Origin of the sequence: Streptomyces asoensis (assembly GCF_016860545.1) — a bacterium.
GTDB classification, from domain to species: Bacteria; Actinomycetota; Actinomycetes; order Streptomycetales; family Streptomycetaceae; genus Streptomyces; species Streptomyces asoensis.
Map to the genome: position 1 here is coordinate 1,730,344 of NZ_BNEB01000003.1, position 19,104 is coordinate 1,749,447.

Annotated in this window: 7 protein-coding genes; 6 read left to right on the plus strand and 1 reads right to left on the minus strand. The window is 69.7% G+C overall.

The features are described from left to right. Positions 1-211: 211 nt before the first annotated feature. The 4 genes from Saso_RS20415 to Saso_RS20430 all read left to right on the plus strand — a co-directional run bounded on the left by Saso_RS20415 (position 212) and on the right by Saso_RS20430 (position 6,177). Positions 212-1,507 (plus strand): glycosyltransferase family 2 protein, encoded by a 1,296-nt coding sequence (locus tag Saso_RS20415; RefSeq protein WP_189926980.1) that lies wholly within the window; start codon positions 212-214, stop codon positions 1,505-1,507. Continuing rightward, a complete protein-coding gene (locus Saso_RS20420; protein WP_189926979.1) occupies positions 1,504-3,408 on the plus strand; it encodes a right-handed parallel beta-helix repeat-containing protein in 1,905 nt (634 codons plus the stop codon). Before Saso_RS20415 ends, Saso_RS20420 begins: the two co-directional genes overlap by 4 nt. A 117-nt stretch (positions 3,409-3,525) precedes the next feature. Then, positions 3,526-4,737: a right-handed parallel beta-helix repeat-containing protein gene (locus Saso_RS20425; protein WP_189926978.1), complete on the plus strand. Its 1,212-nt coding sequence runs from the start codon at positions 3,526-3,528 to the stop codon at positions 4,735-4,737. 93 nt (positions 4,738-4,830) lie between these two features. Beyond that, positions 4,831-6,177: a UDP-glucose dehydrogenase family protein gene (locus Saso_RS20430; protein ID WP_189926977.1), complete on the plus strand. Its 1,347-nt coding sequence runs from the start codon at positions 4,831-4,833 to the stop codon at positions 6,175-6,177. A 109-nt stretch (positions 6,178-6,286) separates the two neighbouring features. Here the strand turns inward: Saso_RS20430 and Saso_RS20435 are convergent, their stop codons facing one another. Beyond that, a complete protein-coding gene (locus tag Saso_RS20435; protein WP_189926976.1) occupies positions 6,287-9,691 on the minus strand; it encodes an FG-GAP-like repeat-containing protein in 3,405 nt (1,134 codons plus the stop codon). Positions 9,692-10,074: 383 nt separating this feature from the next. On the opposite strand from Saso_RS20435, the gene Saso_RS38800 reads away from it, so the two are divergent. Both Saso_RS38800 and Saso_RS20445 read left to right on the plus strand, forming a co-directional pair. Continuing rightward, entirely contained in the window at positions 10,075-18,306 is an 8,232-nt protein-coding gene (locus Saso_RS38800; RefSeq protein WP_268253254.1) for an RHS repeat-associated core domain-containing protein, read from the plus strand. A gap of 109 nt (positions 18,307-18,415) precedes the next feature. Beyond that, complete coding sequence (locus tag Saso_RS20445) at positions 18,416-18,940, plus strand: SUKH-4 family immunity protein (protein ID WP_189926974.1); 525 nt, start codon at positions 18,416-18,418, stop codon at positions 18,938-18,940. Positions 18,941-19,104 lie beyond the last annotated feature (164 nt).

Sequence of the window (19,104 nt, forward strand, 5' to 3'; positions counted from 1 at the left end):
GTGGCCGACGCGCCGGAGCGGGCCGTCCGGCGGGGAAGTGGCCGTCGTGGCGCCGGTCGTCCTGTGAACGTTTTGTGCATGTGGCAGGTGAATTTTGTGTTGCCCGTGTGTCGGGAGGGATCGTTTCGGCTCTAGATTTCGCCGTGTAAAGCGCGAACATCGCACATTCGCCCATGTGTTGGGCAACGCTCCGACTGGGGGGTCTGGGTTCGTGTCGAGCTTCTTCGACGATTTCTGGTCATGGGTGGTCACGGTGACCGCCGAGACGTCCTGGCGCGAGGTGATGCCCCTGGGGCTCGCCGGCGTCTTCGTCTGGGCGTTGTGGCTCTCCCGGGCGGTGCTGTCCCGGTTCGCCAAGCCGGTGGTGAACAACTACCGGACGACCGTGTCCGTGGTGGTCCCCGCCTACCGCGAGGACGCGGACATCCTGGTCGACTGCCTGGACACCTGGCTGGCCCAGGATCCCACCGAGGTCATCATCGTCCCGGACGTGGACGACACCGAGGTCCTGCGCAGGCTGGCGCTGGTGGAGGACCCCCGCGTCCGGGTGCTGGCGTTCGAGCACCGCGGCAAGCGGTCGGCGCTGGGCGTGGGCATCCGCGCCGCGACGAGCGAGCTCGTGGTGCTGGTGGACTCCGACACGCGCTGGGAGCCGGGGCTGCTCGCCGCCGTGCAGATGCCGTTCGTCGACCCCACGGTCGGCGGGGTGGGCACCCAGCAGAACGTCTACCAGCGCCGTACCAGCGTCTGGCGGCGCATCGCCGACTGGCTGGTCAACCTCCGCTACTACGACTACGTCCCGGCGATGGGGCGCGCGGGCGCCGTGGCCTGTCTGTCCGGCCGTACCGCCGCCTACCGGCGGGCCGCGATCGAGCCGGTCCTCGACAACCTGGAGAACGAGTTCTTCCTGGGCCGCCGGTGCGTCGCCGGTGACGACGGACGGCTGACCTGGCTGGTGCTGGCCTCCGGCTACAAGACGGTGCACCAGTCGTCCGCGCGGGCGATGTCGATGTTCCCCTCGTCGCTGCGGGCCTTCGTCAAGCAGCGGGTGCGCTGGAGCCGCAACTCCTACCGCTGCTACCTGACCGCGCTCTACAAGGGCTGGCTGTGGCGCGTCCCGCTCGTCACCAAGATCACCGTGCTCCAGATCCTGCTGACGCCGGTGACGATGGGCATGGCGCTCGGGTACCTGCTCTTCAGCCGGCTGGAGCTGACCGGCCGGGGTGTCGTCCTCGTGCTGATCTGGCTGCTCGTGGGACGCGGCATCCGCGGCTACTCCCATCTGCGCAGGCATCCGCAGGAGGTGCTGCTGCTGCCGGTGCTGGCCCTCGTGGTCATCATGATCTCGCTGCCGATCAAGCTGTACGCGTTCGTCACCATGAACAAGCAGGGCTGGCTGACCCGCACCAGCGACAGCGTCGGCGGCGAGGGGCAGGACTCCGCGTCCCTCGGCGGCGCGGCGCGCCCGGCCACGGCCCCTTCCTTCGCGGAGGTGCAGCAGTCATGACACGACGTCACCTTCTGTCCGGTGTACGCGCGGTGGCCGTCCTCGCCCTCGCGACCGGTGCGCTGTTCGCCTCCGCCGCCGGCGCACCCGCCGCCGACGACGACAAGCCGCAGGTCAACGCCACGGACGCGGAGAACGAGACGGCGCTCGTCGCCGCGGAGGACCACCGGCTCGACCAGGTCCGCGCGGTGGCCGCCGTCGCCCCGCTCAAGGGCGGCCAGTGGAAGGCGCCGTACCGGCTGGACACCGGCAGCGGCTACACCCTGGTCCTGACCCAGCGCAGCAACGCCTACACCGTCTCCGACCTGCTGCGGCTCGCCCCGCAGACGTTCGTCCGCGAGCGGGACGGCTCCTATCTGCTGACCGAGAACCTGTACCTCAACGCCGGGGCCAAGCTGAAGCTGTCCAACCCCGGCGGACTGACGCTGCGCATGGCCAGCAGCAACCGGGGCTTCGTGAGCATCGTGTCGTTCGGCGGGCGCCTCACCCTGGAGGGCACCCCGCAGGCCCCCATGCGGATCACCGCCTGGGACGACAGGAAGAACAAGCCCGACACGGACGTCCGGGACGGCCGGGCCTACATCCGTGCCATCGGCGGCCAGTTCTCCATGACGTACGCCAAGGTCAGCGACCTCGGGTTCTGGAGCGGCCGCACCGGCGGCCTGAGCCTCACCGGCACCGACCGCCCCGACACCGGCAACATCAGGGACTCGAAGGCGTCCTCGGACTCCGACGCGAGCAGCGGTGACGTGGTGGCCCAGCCCTCCGGTTCGCTGGCCACGCCGGACACCCGGTTCTCCGTGCCCAGCCTGTCCTACGTCTCCGCGGAGATAGGGCACTCCACCCTCACCGGCAACGCGTACGGCATGTTCATCTCCGGCGCCAACGGGGTCAGCATCAGCGACAGCACCGTGCAGCGGAGTCTGGAACACGGCGTGGTCCTGCACCGGTTCGTCACCAGCGCGGTGGTCGAGCGGACCGTCTCCAAGGACAACGGCGGCGACGGGTTCGTGCTGGCGCGCGCGACCGAGCAGGTCCGGATCAGCGGCTCCACGGCCACCGGCAACGGCGGCAACGGCTTCACGCTCAGCGGCCGTCCGCTCGCCAGCGGCCCCTCGGCCTCGGGCGAGTCCATCAGCAGCTACGGCTCCAACTCGGTGTCCGACAGCACCGCCGAGGACAACGGCCACTACGGCATCGAGATCTTCGGCGGCACGGACGTCGGCGTGCAGAACAACCGGGTCGTCGGCGGTGACATGGGCATCGTGGCCCGCAAGGACGCCACCAAGGTGGCCATCACCGGCAACCACCTCAGCGGCCAGTCCCGGCAGGGCATCTCGGTGCGCGACGGCGTGACCGCCGCGACGATCACCGGCAACATCGTCGAGAGCACCGACACCGGCATCTACGTACGGGACTCGGTCGGCGAGATACGCGGCAACACCGTCCAGGACGGCACCAACCACGGCATCAGTCTCGTCGGATCGGTGGACGACTCGCTGGTCTCGTACAACGTCATCTCGGGGGTCGGTCCGAGCGCGGTGGACACCACCCGCGCCCACGGCGGCATCACCGTCAAGCAGAACCAGACGTTCGCCTGGCACGACACCAGCTCCTTCTGGATCAAGTTCCGGCACTACGCCAGTCCCATGACCCTGCTCTGGGCGGGCATCCTGCTGCTCATCCTGATCTCCGCGGCGCTGGGCGGCCGGCAGAGCCGCCGTGGCGCGGGCCGGGGAACGCCGGGCGGCCACCCGTACGCGGACAAGCGGCCGCTGGCCGGCGCCGTCAAGGAGGTTCCCGTCCGGCGCGAACCGCGGCACGGCCCGCTCGCGGCGGACGACACGGAACCCGCCGACCTGCGTGAGCTGACCCCGCAGCCCGCCGAGGCCGGGTCCTAGGCGGTGTCCGGCACCCCCTGGTCCCGCTGACCCCGTACCGCACCACCCGCCACCACCCGCCCCTGACCGCCACGTTCCCAGCCGACTGCCCCACCGGACGGACCGGAGTTGCCGCCCATGTCTTCCACGCCGACCACGCCGTCGACCCCGCCGCCGACCCCGCCGTCGACCCCCGAGGACAACCGGTCCCGGCACCTGGCCGTCTGGCTGGCCGGCGGAGCCCTCCTCGTGGCGCTCGCCGCGCTCGTCGTCGCCGTGACGGGCGGCGGCGGGGCGGAGCCCGCGGTGACGGCCGGGGCGAGCACCGCGGGGCCCAGGTCCTGGGCGACCGAGGTCCCCGCGTCCGAGGCCGCGCCGTCGGCCCTGCCGACCCGGTCGGGCACGGCACGGGCGCAGAGCTCACAGGCCACCCGGGGCTCGGTTCCCGACACGGCGGTCACCTGTCCCGCGCCGGACGTCAAGGTGAGTGACGCGGCCACCCTCGAGCAGGCCCTGGCGCAGGCGCGGCCCGGCGACAGCATCGCCCTCGCGGACGGCACCTACCTCGGCAACTTCACCGCAGAGGCGTCCGGTACGGCGGCCAAGCCGGTGTTCCTGTGCGGCGGTTCCGGCGCGGTCTTGGACGGCGGCGGCACCGACGACGGATACGCCTTCCACCTGAACCACGTCGCCTACTGGCGGCTGGTCGGCTTCACGGTCCGCGACGCGCAGAAGGGCGTCATGGCGGACGGTGTGGTGGGCACCGTCATCCAGGGTCTCACCGTCGAACAGATCGGTGACGAGGCGATCCACCTGCGCGGATTCAGCTCGGACAACATGGTCCGGGACAACACCGTCCGCACCACCGGGCTGCGCCGTGAGAAGTACGGCGAGGGCGTCTACATCGGCACCGCCGAGTCCAACTGGTGCACGGTGACCGCCTGCAAGCCCGACACCAGCGACCGCAACGTGGTGCTGAACAACCACATCAGCGACACGACCGCCGAGTCCGTCGACATCAAGGAGGGCACCAGCGACGGCAAGGTCGTCGGCAACACCTTCGACGGATCGAAACTGAGCGGCTCCCACAACAACGACTCCTGGGTCGATGTGAAGGGCAACGGCTGGCTGTTGCAGGGCAACACCGGAAGCCACTCCCCGCAGGACGGCTTCCAGACCCACCGGATCGTCGACGGCTGGGGCACCGGCAACACCTTCCGGGGCAACACCGCCGACGTGGACGGCCCCGGCTACGGCTTCCACCTCACGTCCGACGGCAACAAGGTCACCTGCGACAACAAGGCGAACGGCGCGGGCGACGGCCTCGCGAACACTCCCTGCACCTCCTGACGGCACCTTCCTCCCCTGCTTCTCCCTCCCTTCCGCAGGCCGTGACCGGCCCGTGCGGCGGGCCGACACGCCCCGACACCCCTGGAGACCACCGTGACCCCTGCGGACGACACCCGCGGACCCGCACCCCGCCTCACCGTCATCGGCACCGGCTACCTCGGCGCCACCCACGCCATCTGCATGGCCGTCCTGGGCTTCGACGTGCTCGGCGTCGACGTCGACCCGGACAAGATCGAACGGCTCGGCTCGGGCGAGGTGCCCTTCTTCGAACCCGGCCTCCCGGAACTGCTCGCGAAGGCCCTCGACACCGGCCGGCTGCGCTTCACCACCAGCTTCGAGGACGCCGGCGAGTTCGGCGACATCCACTTCGTCTGCGTGGGCACACCCCAGCAGCAGGGCTCGTACGCGGCGGACCTGACCTACGTCGACGGCGCGGTGACGGAACTCGCCCGGCATCTGCGCCGGCGCGCCCTGGTGGTCGGCAAGTCCACCGTGCCGGTGGGCACCGCCGCCCGGCTGACGGAGCTCGTCCAGCGGACGGCGCCCGCCGGCACGGACGTCGAACTCGCGTGGAACCCGGAGTTCCTGCGCGAGGGGTACGCCGTGGACGACACCCTGCGGCCCGACCGCCTGGTCTTCGGCACGCAGTCCCCGTGGGCCGAGGAGCAGCTGCGGGCCGCCTTCGCCCCGGTGATCGAGCAGGGCACCCCGGTGGTCGTCACCGACCTGCCCACCGCCGAACTGGTCAAGGTCGCCGCCAACTCCTTCCTGGCCACCAAGATCTCCTACATCAACGCCATGGCGGAGGTCTGCGAGGCGACCGGCGCCGACGTCACGGGTCTCGCGCAGGCGCTGTCCTACGACGACCGGATCGGCGGACGGTTCCTCAGGCCCGGCCTCGGCTTCGGCGGCGGCTGCCTGCCCAAGGACATCAGGGCGTTCAGCCACCGCGCCGAGGAACTGGGCGTCGGCCAGGCCGTGTCGTTCCTGCGCGAGGTCGACGCCATCAACCAGCGGCGCCGGGCCCGCACCGTCGACCTGGTGCGCGAGCTGGCCGGCGGCGACCTGGCCGGTGTCCGGGTGACCGCGCTGGGCGCGGCGTTCAAGCCGAACTCCGACGACATCCGGGACGCCCCGGCGCTGGACGTGGCCCGGACCCTGCACCGGGCCGGCGCGGTGGTGACCGTCGTCGACCCGGCGGCCACCGGGAACGCCCGGCGCGCCTACCCGGAGCTGACCTACGGCACGGACGTGCTCGGCGCGGCCGCGGGGGCCGATGTCGTGGTGCTGCTCACCGAGTGGACCGAGTTCCGGGAGATCGACCCGCAGGCCATGGGCGCGGTCGTCGCCGGACGCCGGATCGTCGACGGACGGCACGCCCTCGACCCGGTCCGGTGGCGTGCCGCGGGCTGGGAGTACCGCGCGCTGGGCCGCCCCTGAGGGTCCGCCGGACGGACGAAGGGCGGCTGTGCGCCGGCGCCCCCTGCCCGGGTGGGCAGGGGGCGCCGGCGTCGTGCGGTGCCGTGGCGGCCCGGGGCCGCGGCGCCGGTCAGCCCAGCTGCTTGATCGTGCCGTACCCGCTGGTGCGCAAGGTGGTCGCGGCGCCGAGGGAGGTGGCACCGCCCTTGTAGAGCAGGAGCGCTCCGGCGCTGTTGGTGGCCACGAGGTCGGGGATGCCGTCGTTGTTCGTGTCCGGGGTGCCGTAGAGCAAGGGGAAGGCGGCGCGGGTCATGGTCTCGGAGACGTAGGCGTTGTCGCCGTCCAGGCTGGCGGCGGCGGTGCCCAGGCTGGTGAGGACCGTGCCCGTCCCGTCGCTGTCGAGGACGCCCTTGCGCAGCCAGACGTTGCCCGCCGCGGTGCGGTACGTCAGATCGGCGGCGCCGTCGCCGTTGTAGTCGGCGATGGCCACGAAGTCCCGTTCGGCGTCGGCCCAGGCGGAAGTCGTGAGCTTGGTGGCCGAGGAGAAGCTTCCGCCGCTGTAACCGGTGAAGACCCAGAGTTCGGCGCCGCCCGCTCCGCCCGCCACGAACAGTTCGGGCCTGCCGTCGCCGGTGATGTCACCGGCCGACTTGATCTCGGAGAACGTGGACGGGGCCGGGGCGTTCGACGGCAGCCGCAGTTCGACGCGCTTGCTCACGTCGACGGCGCCGTACCCGTCGCCGGGGTACAGGAACAGCCGGTCCTCGGCGGTGCGCACGATCCAGTCGGTGACGCCGTCGCCCGGGGCGAAGTCGCCGTTGTGGGTGATCAGGGCGTACGTGCTCGTGCCGTTCCACAGGTGCGGGGCGGTGTCGCCCTCCGACAGGAGCGTCCCCTTGTCGTGGATCCCGAGCGTGCTGGCGAAGTAGGTGCCGTTCTGCGACACGGCGTCGATCCACAGGTTGCCGGCGGCGGTGATGTGGCCGAAGTCGGCCGTGCCGTCGCCGTTCAGGTCGCCGGGGCCGTCCGCGACCGTGCGGGGCTTGACGTAGAAGAAGTACTTCCGGGGATTCGGGGAGGCGTTGCCCGCCGCGTCGAACTCCTTGACGTACAGCGTGTTGGGACCTGCGGCCGGTGGCTTGACGCCCGTGACGGTGACCGATTTCACGGGCGTGGTGCAGGAGGCCGTGAGACCGCCCGAGGTGCCCTGCTTGCCGCCCGCGCAGACGTAGCCGGCGTAGCTGGTGGAGTTGATGGAGTAGGCGAACTTCACGATGTCCGTCTCGGCGGTGTCGCCGACCGCGAACGTGAAGCTGCCGCCGTTGCCGCCGAAGGGCTCGACCGACCAGGTTTCGGGGTTGCCGTCCTCGTCCTGGTCGCCGGGGAAGTCCGTGGAGACGACCGGTGCGGGGGAGTCGGGCAGCGCCGAGTCGTAGACGAAACGGCAGTAGAGCGTGCCGCTCGTCGGGGCCCAGGGGCTCGCGGCGTCGGCGTCCCAGGCGCGGACCCGCCACTGGTAGGTGACGCCGTTGGCGAGGCCCGAGAGGACGGCCGCGATGGGGGTGCCGCTGGTCGTCGGCCGGCGGAAGACGGTCTTCGCGCCGGTGTCCGTCCGCGTGAGTTCGAACTCCAGCTCCTTGAGCACGCCGTCCGGGTCGGTGGCCTTGGCGCCGATGGAGATGTTCGCCGACTTGCCGATCTTGATGTACGGGGCGGCGCTGGTGTCGCAGGAGCCGGGGCTCATGGTGAGCGTGGTCGGCGTGTAGGGCCTGCGGTTGTAGTTGATGGACACCGTGGGCGATCCGCCCTCTTCCGCCTTGAACTTCTTCCAGGAGTAGGTGTCCGTCTCCAGGCTGCTGGAGGCGCTCGTCGGAGCGGAGGACGCGGTGGAGGCCACCAGTCCGACGTTGAAGTCGGTCCAGCCGTTGTCGGCGACCTCCTGGGCCAGCGAGGTGACGGTGAAGTTGACGTAGGCGTCGGGGCAGGAGCTGTTGGACTTCCAGCCGTAGGCGAAGGACTTGGAAGTGATCTTCTTCTTCCAGGCGGGCTGGTTGTTCCAGGTGGTCTTCGTGCCGAACGGGTCGGTGCGCCAGATCTGCACGGTGCGCTTGCTGCACGACCAGGAGTGGGTCTCGAGGACCTTCAGGGTGGCGCTGGAGACCGTCGCGCCCTTGATCGAGCTCTTGATCTTCATCTTGAAGAAGGACCGGGCGGTGCCCCAGGTGTCCTTCTCGAAGCCGACCCGTGCTTCCTTGGTGTCCTCGTTGTAGTTGGCGCCGTCGTAGAAGCTGGAACCCGGGTAACGCTTGTACACGGTGGTCCAGTTGGCACGGACGCCGGTCGTCGAGGGGTCGACGAAGAGCGGGTAGGTCAGGTTCTCGGTGCCGGTGAGGTAGTTCTTCGGCGGGGTGACGGTCAGGACGCCGGAGGCGGGGTCGAAACCGGCCGCCGCGGTGGCCGCGTGGGCGCCTTCGCCGGGGCCGTTCACGGCGGGCAGGGCGAGGGTCCCGGTGGCCGCCGGGTCCGCGGTGTAGGCGGCCGGGTCCGCCACCACCTCGGGATCCTCGTTCGAGCCGGTCGCGGTCTGCGGGTCGGCGGTGCCGGTGCCGGGGTCCGTGTCGTGCGTCCCGGCGGAGTCCCACAGGAACGGCGTGGGGGAGACGGCCAGTTCGGCCCCCGTGCTGTCCTTGGCCAGGAGCATGTGGGTCGACGGATCGAGGACGAAGCCGAGGCTGGACGAGGTGACGCGGTAGCGCGGCGGAGCGTCGGCCAGCCGGGCGGCCGCCTCGGGCGTGTGGACGACGAGGACGTGGGTGAAGCCGGTGTCACGGGCGGACAGCATGAGGTCCACGCCGGGCAGGACGCCCTCGTACAGCGCCCGGTTGTTCTCGACGACCGGCTCCGGCAGGGTGCCGGGCCAGTCGAAGTCGATCTCGTGGCCCTCGGCGTCCATCGTCAGAAGCCGGGTCCACGGGCCGTCGGCCGCGTCGTCGATCGGCTCGGCCGTGCCGGTGCCGGTGGCGGTACCGGTCCGGAAGACCGCCGTGCGGGCCGTGGAGCCGGAGGTGCGGGCCGCCGCCGTGCGGGCCGGGGCGCGGTCGGGGTCACCGGCCGCGAAGGTCACGGGATAAGGGCTGTTGACGGTGTGCCAGGCCTTGCCGTCGCCGTCGTGTTCGAGCGTGGTGTCGACGGGTGCCCACACGCCTTCGGCGTTCTTCGCGCGCACGGGTGCGACCGACGCCGTGTAGGTGAACGAGCCGTCGGGCTGGGCGTACGTCGTGGAGAACTCGTCGGTGAGCGTGGCGACTTCGACCTTCTTGCCGCTCTTGCGGGCCCTGCGCTGGGCCTCGTCCTCGTCGACCGGGTGGGCGGCCCGACCGGTCCTCGCGTCGGAGGGCGCGTCGTCGTCGCGCAGCGAGAGCACGGCGGCGCCGCCGGCCGCCAGCACGGCGAGCGCGACGGCGGCGGCCAGTGCGCGCCGAACACGGCGTTCACCGGGCGGACTTGAGTCCGTGTGCTTGTCGAGGTCGCTCAAGGGCCCTTCTCCAACAGGCTGGGCCGGGGCGTGGGAACGCCGCGGCATGTCTTCCAGGGGTGCCCTCGGGCCTGGTGACAAGCCGTGACGAGCCTGCGACGCGTCGGATTGGGCGGTTGGAGTATGAACAGCTACTCCGGGTGAGATCAACACCCTTCGGCCGGGCCCGAGTCGGCAAGGTCCGCGTAAAGAGCCCTGTGGAGATTCTTTGCCGATCTTTGTCTGATTTTGATCAGTGACATAGCTAACACGGATTCAGCACAGCTTGACGTGGATCTTCACAGCACCTTTATGTTCGTGCTCGGTTCGTAATTTGCTGATCACCATGTGCCATCGGTCCGCGTGTTTCTGATGGTTTATGACTCGGAAAGGGTCAATTGACCGTGCGTGCGGTGCTGTCGTGGTGCGGGAAGGGTTCGCTGGCGAGATCGCCGCGTGAGCGCCTGGTCCGTCGTAGAACCAGGGTCGGTGTCATAGCCGGACTGGTCCTTGCCCTCAATGTGACCCTCCTGCCCGGTGCCGTGGCCTTCGGCCCCGACGACACCCGCACACCGGTCGACCTCGCCGAACTCCAGAAGACGGACCCGGTCCCGCTCGACGAGCAGGGCACCGACGCCCTCGGGGAACTGTCGGGCCAGGCCAAGACGGAGCCCGCGAGCCCCTATGAGCCGGCGGCCGTCGCCGAGGTCCCCGAGGCCTCCGGCAGCAAGACCGTCGACACCATGGCCGCCGGAACCACCACCGAGGTCGCCAAGTCCGCCGACGGCGTCATGACCATCGGGGTCGGCGCGCCCGCGGGCGCCTCCGCCGCCCAGGCCGACGCCCTCGAAGGCCAGTGGAGCGTCGCCGCCGCGTCCGAGGACACGGCCGTGGCCAACGGCGCGCAGGGCTTCATGCTCGCCGTCGACGCGCCCGACACCGCGACCGGCGAAGCGGTCGTCTCCATCGACGCCACCAAGCTCGCCGAGACCTACAGCGCCCAGTGGCTCGACCGGCTCTCCTTCACCCTCATGCCGTCCTGCTACGCCGAGACGCCCGACGTCGAGGAGTGCTCCACCGGCATCCCGGTCGGCACCGACGTGAAGCGCACCGGCCGGACCGTCGACGTGGCGGTGGACGCCGGAGACTCCTCGGGCTCCGAGGCCGACACCGGTGAGGACGGCGCGGCCGACGAGGTGGTCGGCTCCACCGACGCCCACAAGGCGGTGCCGGAGACCTTCGTCGACATCACCTTGGACACGGCGCAATTGCAGGCCCTGTCGGGGACCACGTCCGCGTCCGCGACGAACGCCGACGCAGCCGTCGCACGGGGCAACGACTCGGCGGTCAGCTCCGCGGTCTGGCACGCCGGCCGTCCCGCGGACGCCGTACGGCAGATCGCCGACGCCTCGGGCGGCGGCCTCCTCATGGGCAGCTCCTACGGCGCCGGCTCCGGCGGTGACTTCGGCGCCAGCCCGATCGTCTCCGCGGGCTCCTGGACGGCCGGAGGCTCCTCCGGCGCGTTCACCTACGCGTACACGATGGCCGCCCCGCAGGTCCCGGCGGGCCCGTCGCCCAACGTCACCCTCAGCTACAACTCGCAGACCTCGGACGGACGGACGTCCTCCACCAACAACCAGGTCTCCTGGGTCGGCGAGGGCTGGGACTACAACCCCGGTTCCATCACCCGGACCTTCGTGGGCTGCGCCGCCGACACCGCGAACGCCAACAACAAGGGCCACTTCACCGGCGACCAGTGCTGGGGCTCGTACAACGCGGTGCTCTCCCTGAACGGCACCACGACCGAGCTGGTCCGCGACGACATCACCAAGCAGTGGAAGAGCGCACGCGGCGACAACCTGCGCGTCGAGCTGCTCGACTCCGCCGACTACAAGCGGATCACCGGGATCGACGGCTCGGCCAACGGGGACGACAACGGCGAGTTCTGGCGCGTCACCACCGACGACGGCACGCAGTACTACTTCGGCCTGAACCGGCTGCCGGGCTGGACCGCGGGCAAGCCGGAGACGAACTCGGTGCTGTCGGTGCCGGTTGCCGGCAACCACGACACCGACCCCTGCTACAAGCCGGCGTTCAAGGACTCCTTCTGCGACCAGGGCTGGCGCTTCCAGCTCGACTACGTCGTGGACGCCACGGGCAGCGCGATGACGCTGTGGTGGGAGAAGGAGCGGAACACCTACGCGCAGAACATGAAGGAGAAGCCGCCGGTCGCCTACGACCGCGGCGGATACCTCACCCACATCGACTACGGCCAGCGCGCGGGCTTCCTCTTCAGCGAGGAACCGCTCGGCCGGATGCGCTTCCACGCCGCTGAGCGCTGCTTCGACGACAACGCCTTCAAAATAGCCTGCTCGCAGAGCAACTTCGACTCCAAGCGGTCCGACCGCACCCGCCCCTGGTTCGACACCCCGGCCGACCTGTCCTGCGAGGCCGGCAAGAAGTGCCAGACCTACGCCCCGACCTTCTGGTCGCGCAAGCGGCTGGTCTCCGTCGACGCCTGCGCCCAGCGCGAGCAGGGCGTCCGGCTCACCGAGTACTCCTCCGACGCCGACGGCAACGAGAGCGGCCAGCGCAACGCCTGCGGTCTCGCGGGCGACTCGGCCACCACGACCCTGCTGTCCAAGGTCGACACCTGGAGCCTGAAGCAGTCGTTCCCCTGGAACCTGACGGGCGAGTACACCGCCCTGTGGCTGGAGTCCATCGGCCGCACCGGATACGCGGTGGACGGCTCCTCCGCCCACCTCAACCCGGTCTCCTTCGGCCACAACGAGCACGCCCTGCCGAACCGGGTGAAGGTCAGCGCCGACGACCCGGACGAGGTGTTCGCCCGGCTGCGCATCGAGGAGGTCGTCTCCGAGTACGGCGGCCGCACCCACGTCGACTACAAGACCCCCGAGGGCAAGTGCCTCGCCGGCGCCACCCGCGCGGCCGTCGACAAGAACGACCAGCTCTGCTATCCGGCCTACTGGCACGCGGACGGTGAGCTGGAGGACAAGCGCATCTCCTGGTTCCACAAGTACGTCGTCGACAAGATCACCGAGTTTCCGCGCCTTGCGGACGCCAAGGAGATCGTGACGCAGTACCGGTACGAGACCTACCCCGACGCCGTGGACGGCGCGCTGTGGGCCAAGAACCAAGGTGAGTTCTCCCGTCCCAAGAAGCGCACCTGGGACGACTGGCGGGGCTACCCCGTCGTCACCACCACCACCGGCGTCACGGACGGTGCCGAGGGCACCGCCGCCTCCAAGTCGGTGACCCGCTACTTCCGCGGCATGGCCGACGACGTCCTCGCCGACAGCACCCCCGAGAAGGCGTCGGACGACGTCAAGCGCGGCTCCATGACGACCGAGATCGACGGCACGGAGCTCAAGGAGGACCACAAGGCGTACGCCGGCATGGTCGCCGAGTCGCTGACCTACCCCGACAGCGGCGCGGACACGAAGACGGGATGGACCGCCCGTACGGTCAACGTCCCCGACAACCCCGTCCGCCTCGCCACCCGCAACCGCACCGACGGCCCGGACGTCGTGTCCGAGCGCGTCACGCTCGGCGAGACCCGGACCGTCAGCAAGGCCTCGGTCAAGGGACCGGACGGCTCCTATGTGCGCACCGTCACCACCCGGACCGACTACGACGCCACCTACGGCCTGCCGACCAAGGTCCGCGAGTACGGTGACGTGGCCGTCACCGGCGACGAGTCCTGCACCACGACGTCGTACGTGCACAACACCGACGGTGACACCTACCTCGTCGGCCTGGTCGCCCAGACCGTCACCACCACCGGCACGACCGCCTGCACCGCCGACCTCTCGAGCGCCACGGCCACCACCCTGGTCAGCGCCTCGCGCATGTACTACGACGGCGCCTCCTCGCACACCGCCGCGCCCACCAAGGGCCTGGTGACCAAGACGGTCGCGCCGACCGGCGCGGGCACCGGCTGGGAGACGGCCAACCCCGAGTCGCGGACCGAGTACGACCCGGCCGGCCGTGTCGTCAAGGTCACCGACCCGACCGGCGTCGTCAACACGACCAAGTACACGCCGGACAGCGGACAGGTCTACCGGATCGACACGGTCACCGGCAGCAACGTCGTCTCGGGCACGGAGACCGGCTTCACCGGCATCACCACGCTGGAGCCCGGCCGGGGCGTCACCCTCACGTCGACCGACGCCAACAACCGCGTCGAGTCCTACGCGTACGACCCGCTCGGCCGCGCGGTCGCCGCCTGGGACGCCACCCAGGCCCCGACCGACGACCCCACGGTCAAGTACACGTACAACATCGGCGGTTCGAACCCCGTGTCCGTGGTGACCGAGTCGCTCGCGGACAACAAGACGGCCGCCGCCGGCGACGCCACCTACCAGTCGAGCACCACGATCTACGACGGTCTGGGCCGCGAACGCCAGACCCAGACACCCGCGGTGGACGGCGGCCGCCTGGTCACCGACACCCTGCACAACAGCTCCGGCCAGGTCCGGTACACCCGCAACGCGTACTACATGGAGGGCGACCCGGACACCAAGCTGGTCGTCCCCGACTCCGAGTCGCTGGTGCCCAACGCCACCTCGTACACGTACGACGGCCTGGGCCGGGTCCTGACGGTCACCCCGGTACACAGCTCGTACCCGCAGACGGGCCAGACCTTCGACAACGGCGGCAGGTCCGTGCCGACCACGGACCGCCGCACCCGCTACGAGTACGGCCTCGACAACACCGTCGTCCGCCAGCCGCAGGGCACGCCCGCCTCCCGGGTGTGGACGGACGCGCTGGGCCGCACCACCCGCCAGGACACCTTCGCCGACACCGCGCTGACCGAGGCCGGCGCGGTCACCACGACCTACGAGTACGACCTCCGCGGCGACATGGTGACCAGCACCGACGACGTCGGCCACACCCGGACCTGGACGTACGACGCGCTGGGCCGGGTCACCGACACCACCGACCCGGACGCGGGCGCCGCCCACACGGACTACGACGCGTACGGCCGTGTGGACAAGGCGACCGACGCCCGGGGCCAGACGGTCTCGTACACCTACGAGCGCCTGAGCCGCGTCGAGCAGGTGAAGGTCACGCCCAAGGGCTCCACCACCGCCACCCCCGTGCAGTCGTACACCTACGACGGCGCGACCGGCGGCAAGGGACAGCTCTCCTCGGCCACCCGCCTCAACGACGGCAAGGCGTACACCACCTCCATCGGCGGCTACACGGCCGACTACCAGCCGACGGCGATGACCACCGCGCTGCCCCCCGGTTCCACCGCGGGCCTGACCGCCGACGGCTTCGCCACCCAGTACACGTACGCGTACGCGTACAACAGCGACGGCCAGCTGGAGAAGTACACCGCTCCGGCGGCCGGCGGCCTCGACGCCGAAGCCGTGATCACCCGCTACAACAAGGCCGGTCTGCCGACCTCGGTCTCCGGCAGGAACTGGTACGCCTCCGAGACGGCGTACTCGCCCTACGGGCAGGTGCTGCGCGCGACCGTGGGCGAGGTGGGCCGCAGGCTGTGGCAGGAGAACGTCTTCGACGAGTCCACCGGTGAGCTGCGCACCAGCCGGCTCGTCCGGGAGACGCCGACCCCCGACACGACCCTCGTGCCGGGCAGCGAGGTCAGCAAGCGCTCCTACTCCTACGACGCCTCGGGCAACGTCCTGTCCGTCGCCGACCGCATGGGCGCCACGACCGACCAGCAGTGCTTCAAGTACGACGCCCTGGGCCAGCTGAAGGAGGCGTGGACGACGCCGGGCGGCGGAGCCTGCGCCGCCACCGGCAAGAGCACCGCCGAGCCCGTCTACTCCGACGGCACGGTCAACGTCTCCGCCGACAACGCGGGCTACTGGCAGTCCTACGAGTACGACGTCCTGGGCAACCGCACCCGCAAGACGGCGTACCAGGCCACCCCGAGCATCACCGGCGGGGTGCGCGACACCAAGGGCGACGTCGTCACCGACTACGCCTACGGCACCAGCGACACGGCGAAGAACGACCAGCCGCACACCCTGACCTCGTACACCACGACGTCGACTACGGCGGCCGGAGCGACGGTCAAGGCCCGTTCGGAGCAGACCTACGACAGCGCGGGCGACCTGGAGAAGCGCAGCACCGGCGGCGACACCGCCCAGGCCCTGACCTGGACCTGGGACGGCAAGGTCGAGTCCGTGACGGGGTTCGGCGCGGACGGCTCGGGCCCCTTCGTCGGCACCGGCGAGATGTGCCTGGACCTCGCGGGCGGCGTCCCGAACGCGGGCACCGCCGTCCAGATCTACGTGTGCAACGGCAGCAAGGCGCAGACCTTCCGCCTCCAGGCAGCCGACGCCGACAGGAACGGCACCGTCGAGGACGCCACGATCGGCGCGCTCATGGTCGGCGGGAAGTGCGCCCAGCCGACGACCACCGCAGCCGCCGCACCGGTCCTCGTCCAGGCCTGCGACATCGCCGTGGCGACGCAGCGCTGGCAGACCCTGCCCACCGGCCAGATCAAGAACCTCTCGGCGAACCTCTGCCTGTCCGCCCCGGCGTCGACGGCCGGCACCGACCTGACGCTCGCGGCCTGCAACGCGACCGCCGCGACCCAGCTGTGGAAGCCGGCCTCGAAGACGACGTACGTCTACGACGCCATGGGCAACCGGCTGCTGGAGCGCACCAGCGCGGGCGCGGTCCTGAACCTGCCCGACACCAAGGTCTCCGTGACCACCACGGGCAAGCTCCGCTATACCGAGCGCACCTACGCCGGCATCGGCGGCCCGGCGGTGACCCGCTACCGCGAGAGCACCAACAACTCGTCCGGCTTCAGCGAGTACCTGTTCGCCCAGGCGACGGACCTCAACGGCACACCGGTGGCGGAGGTCCGCCTCGACTCCGGCATGACCGTGCGCGTCACGAAGAGGGACCCGTGGGGCGAGGACCGCGCCGTGAACATCGCGCCGCGCACGCACACCGGGTTCCACACCGGTGACGAGGACAACGAGACCGGCCTGACGCACATGGGCGCCCGCGAGTACGACCCGGGGACGGGCCGCTTCATCTCGGCGGACCCCGTCCTGGACGACAGTGACCCGTTGCAGGCCAACGGCTACTCGTACGCCAACAACAACCCGGTGACCCACGCCGACCCGTCCGGTCTGACCTCCTCGGCCTCCAGCTTCGACGCGTCCATCGCCGCGCTCGACGCGAAGATCGCCGAGTACCAGAAGACGCTGAACCGCTCGATCGGCGACGTCATCCTGGCGACCGGCTGGGCCGTCTTCAAGGAGTTCATCGGCTGGAACGACGTGGTCGGCTGCTTCACCCAGGGCGACCTGTGGGCCTGCGGCAGTCTCCTGATGGACGCCATCCCGTGGACCAGCGTCTTCTCCAAGGGCAAGAAGATGTGGCGTGCCTTCAAGGGCACGATGAGCGCGGTCAAGGCGTTCCGTGCGGCCAAGCGCGTCGCCGAGATCGGCATGAAGGCGGCCAAGGCGGCGAAGGTCGCCCTGATCAAGGCGAAGAAGGCCGCGGAGGCGGCCGCGGCGGAGGCGAAACGCAAGGCGAGAGAAGCAGCGAAACGCGCCGCGGCGGCGGTCAAGAAGAAGACCAGCACCGGTTCGAAGGGCGCCCGGGGCAATCCGGCCCAGGTCAAGTCGGGTCGGAGCGCACATTCCAAGGGCTCGTCAGGCGGAGGCAAGGCGGAGAACAAGTCCGGGGGATCCCGCAGCAAGTCGGGCAAGGAGGACTCGGGAAGCGAGTCCGGCGGGGCCGACGGCGCGGGCGAAGGCGCCACCTGCAACAGCTTCACGCCGGATACCAAGGTCCTGATGGCGGACGGTTCCGCCAAGGCGATCAAGGATGTCAGGGCAGGCGACAGGGTTCTGGCGACCGATCCTGAGACGGGCGAGACACAGGCAGAGACGGTCACCGCCGAGATCCTGGGCAAGGGCGTCAAACACCTGGTCAAGGTCGTCATCGATGTAGACGGCAAGAAGGGTTCGAAGACCGCAGAGGTCACCGCGACCGACAAGCACCCCTTCTGGGTCCCGGAACTCGGTGAGTGGATCAACGCGACCGACCTCAAGTCGGGGGAGTGGCTGCGCACCGGCGCCGGCACGCTGGTCCAGATCACAGCGGTGACGCGCTGGACGGCGCTCGATGCGACGGTGCACAACCTGACCGTCGGCATGCTGCACACGTACTACGTGCTGGCGGGGGCCACACCGGTCCTGGTCCACAACGTCAGCAGTTGCCAGGTTGATTACGGATCGACGGATCTGAGCATGATGGCCATTGAAGCGCGAAAGGCGAACGGCTGGACGCGGAGTGGTCGCAATGTCTCGGTCTGGGAATACGAAGACGCCAGTGGAAGTCTGCAGACGATTGTGGCGAGAAGTGGGCCGAAGCATGCCGAGAAAATGGCGTGGGACCAGCTCAAGCAGTTGAATATCAGTGCCGAATCTGTCAAGCGCGTGTACACGGAACTCGAGCCCTGTACTTACGCGAATTGCACAAACTTTTTGAATCAGTTCACGAACGCGGCGGTGACGCATACCTTTGAATACGGTGCGGAGTCCACGTCGAGACGTGCTGGAATGAACGCGCTGAGACGTGGGTTGACGCAAATACGAAGAGGTGTTTTCGACTAGCGGCGGTAGCTCTGCGGGCGGGAAGTAGGCCGGGTCGTCAAGAGGGAAGATCCCCTTGGCGGCCCGGTTTTGCGGTGTCCGAGGAGGGCGGGGATGCTACAGTTCTGGTATGGCTAAGGGAACTCTCGAAACGGTCGGCGACGTCGTCACGGCTGTTGATACCAGTCGAGTCAATGGAATCTCCGATGCTTTCTTGACGTCACTCAGGGGCTGCTCGCTCTCGAAAGTCGTCGACGGAATGTTCTACACGGACCAGTCCGTCATGTTGGCCTCGGTCGAGACAGGCGGCGAAACGTACTTCAAACTGGGCTCCCAGGACGACGACATCTCCGGCACGTACCTCCTCTCGCAAGCGGGTGAGGTTTTCATTCAGGGTCCTGACGGCGGGCAGTTGCGTTTCGTCAATTCTGGGCTGGGCAGCTTTTTTCATTTCCTGGAGAAATGGAGTGGTTTCGTTTCCGGCCCTGCTCCGCTCGATGCTTCAGGTGACATCGATGAGGACGCTGTGATCGAGGAAGGTGTACGCCTGAAGGGTGCCCTTGAGCGGGTCGATGCGGCGGCATTCTCGGATGAGTCCACCTGGTGGTCGAACGTCTATGAGGAAGTCGAGCTCGGAGTTCTCGGGCCGCTCTGACGGGCGGCTTCGCCGCGTGCCGTGACGAGATGCAATGTCGTGTCGTCACGGGCGTGATGGGCGGTCAAGTGTGCGGCGATCCTGTGCTGTTGCCTGTTCCGGCCGGACTCATGGGGCCCCCGGGGCCCGTGGAGGTTGTGTGTGTTCGAGTGGCGCCGTGCGTC

What these genes read in the sequence shown, in the direction of transcription:
- Saso_RS20420 (WP_189926979.1), top strand. Translation starts at nt 1,504, where the DNA reads ATGACACGACGTCACCTTCTGTCCGGTGTACGCGCGGTGGCCGTCCTC.
- Saso_RS20425 (WP_189926978.1), top strand. Translation starts at nt 3,526, where the DNA reads ATGTCTTCCACGCCGACCACGCCGTCGACCCCGCCGCCGACCCCGCCG.
- Saso_RS20445 (WP_189926974.1), top strand. Translation starts at nt 18,416, where the DNA reads ATGGCTAAGGGAACTCTCGAAACGGTCGGCGACGTCGTCACGGCTGTT.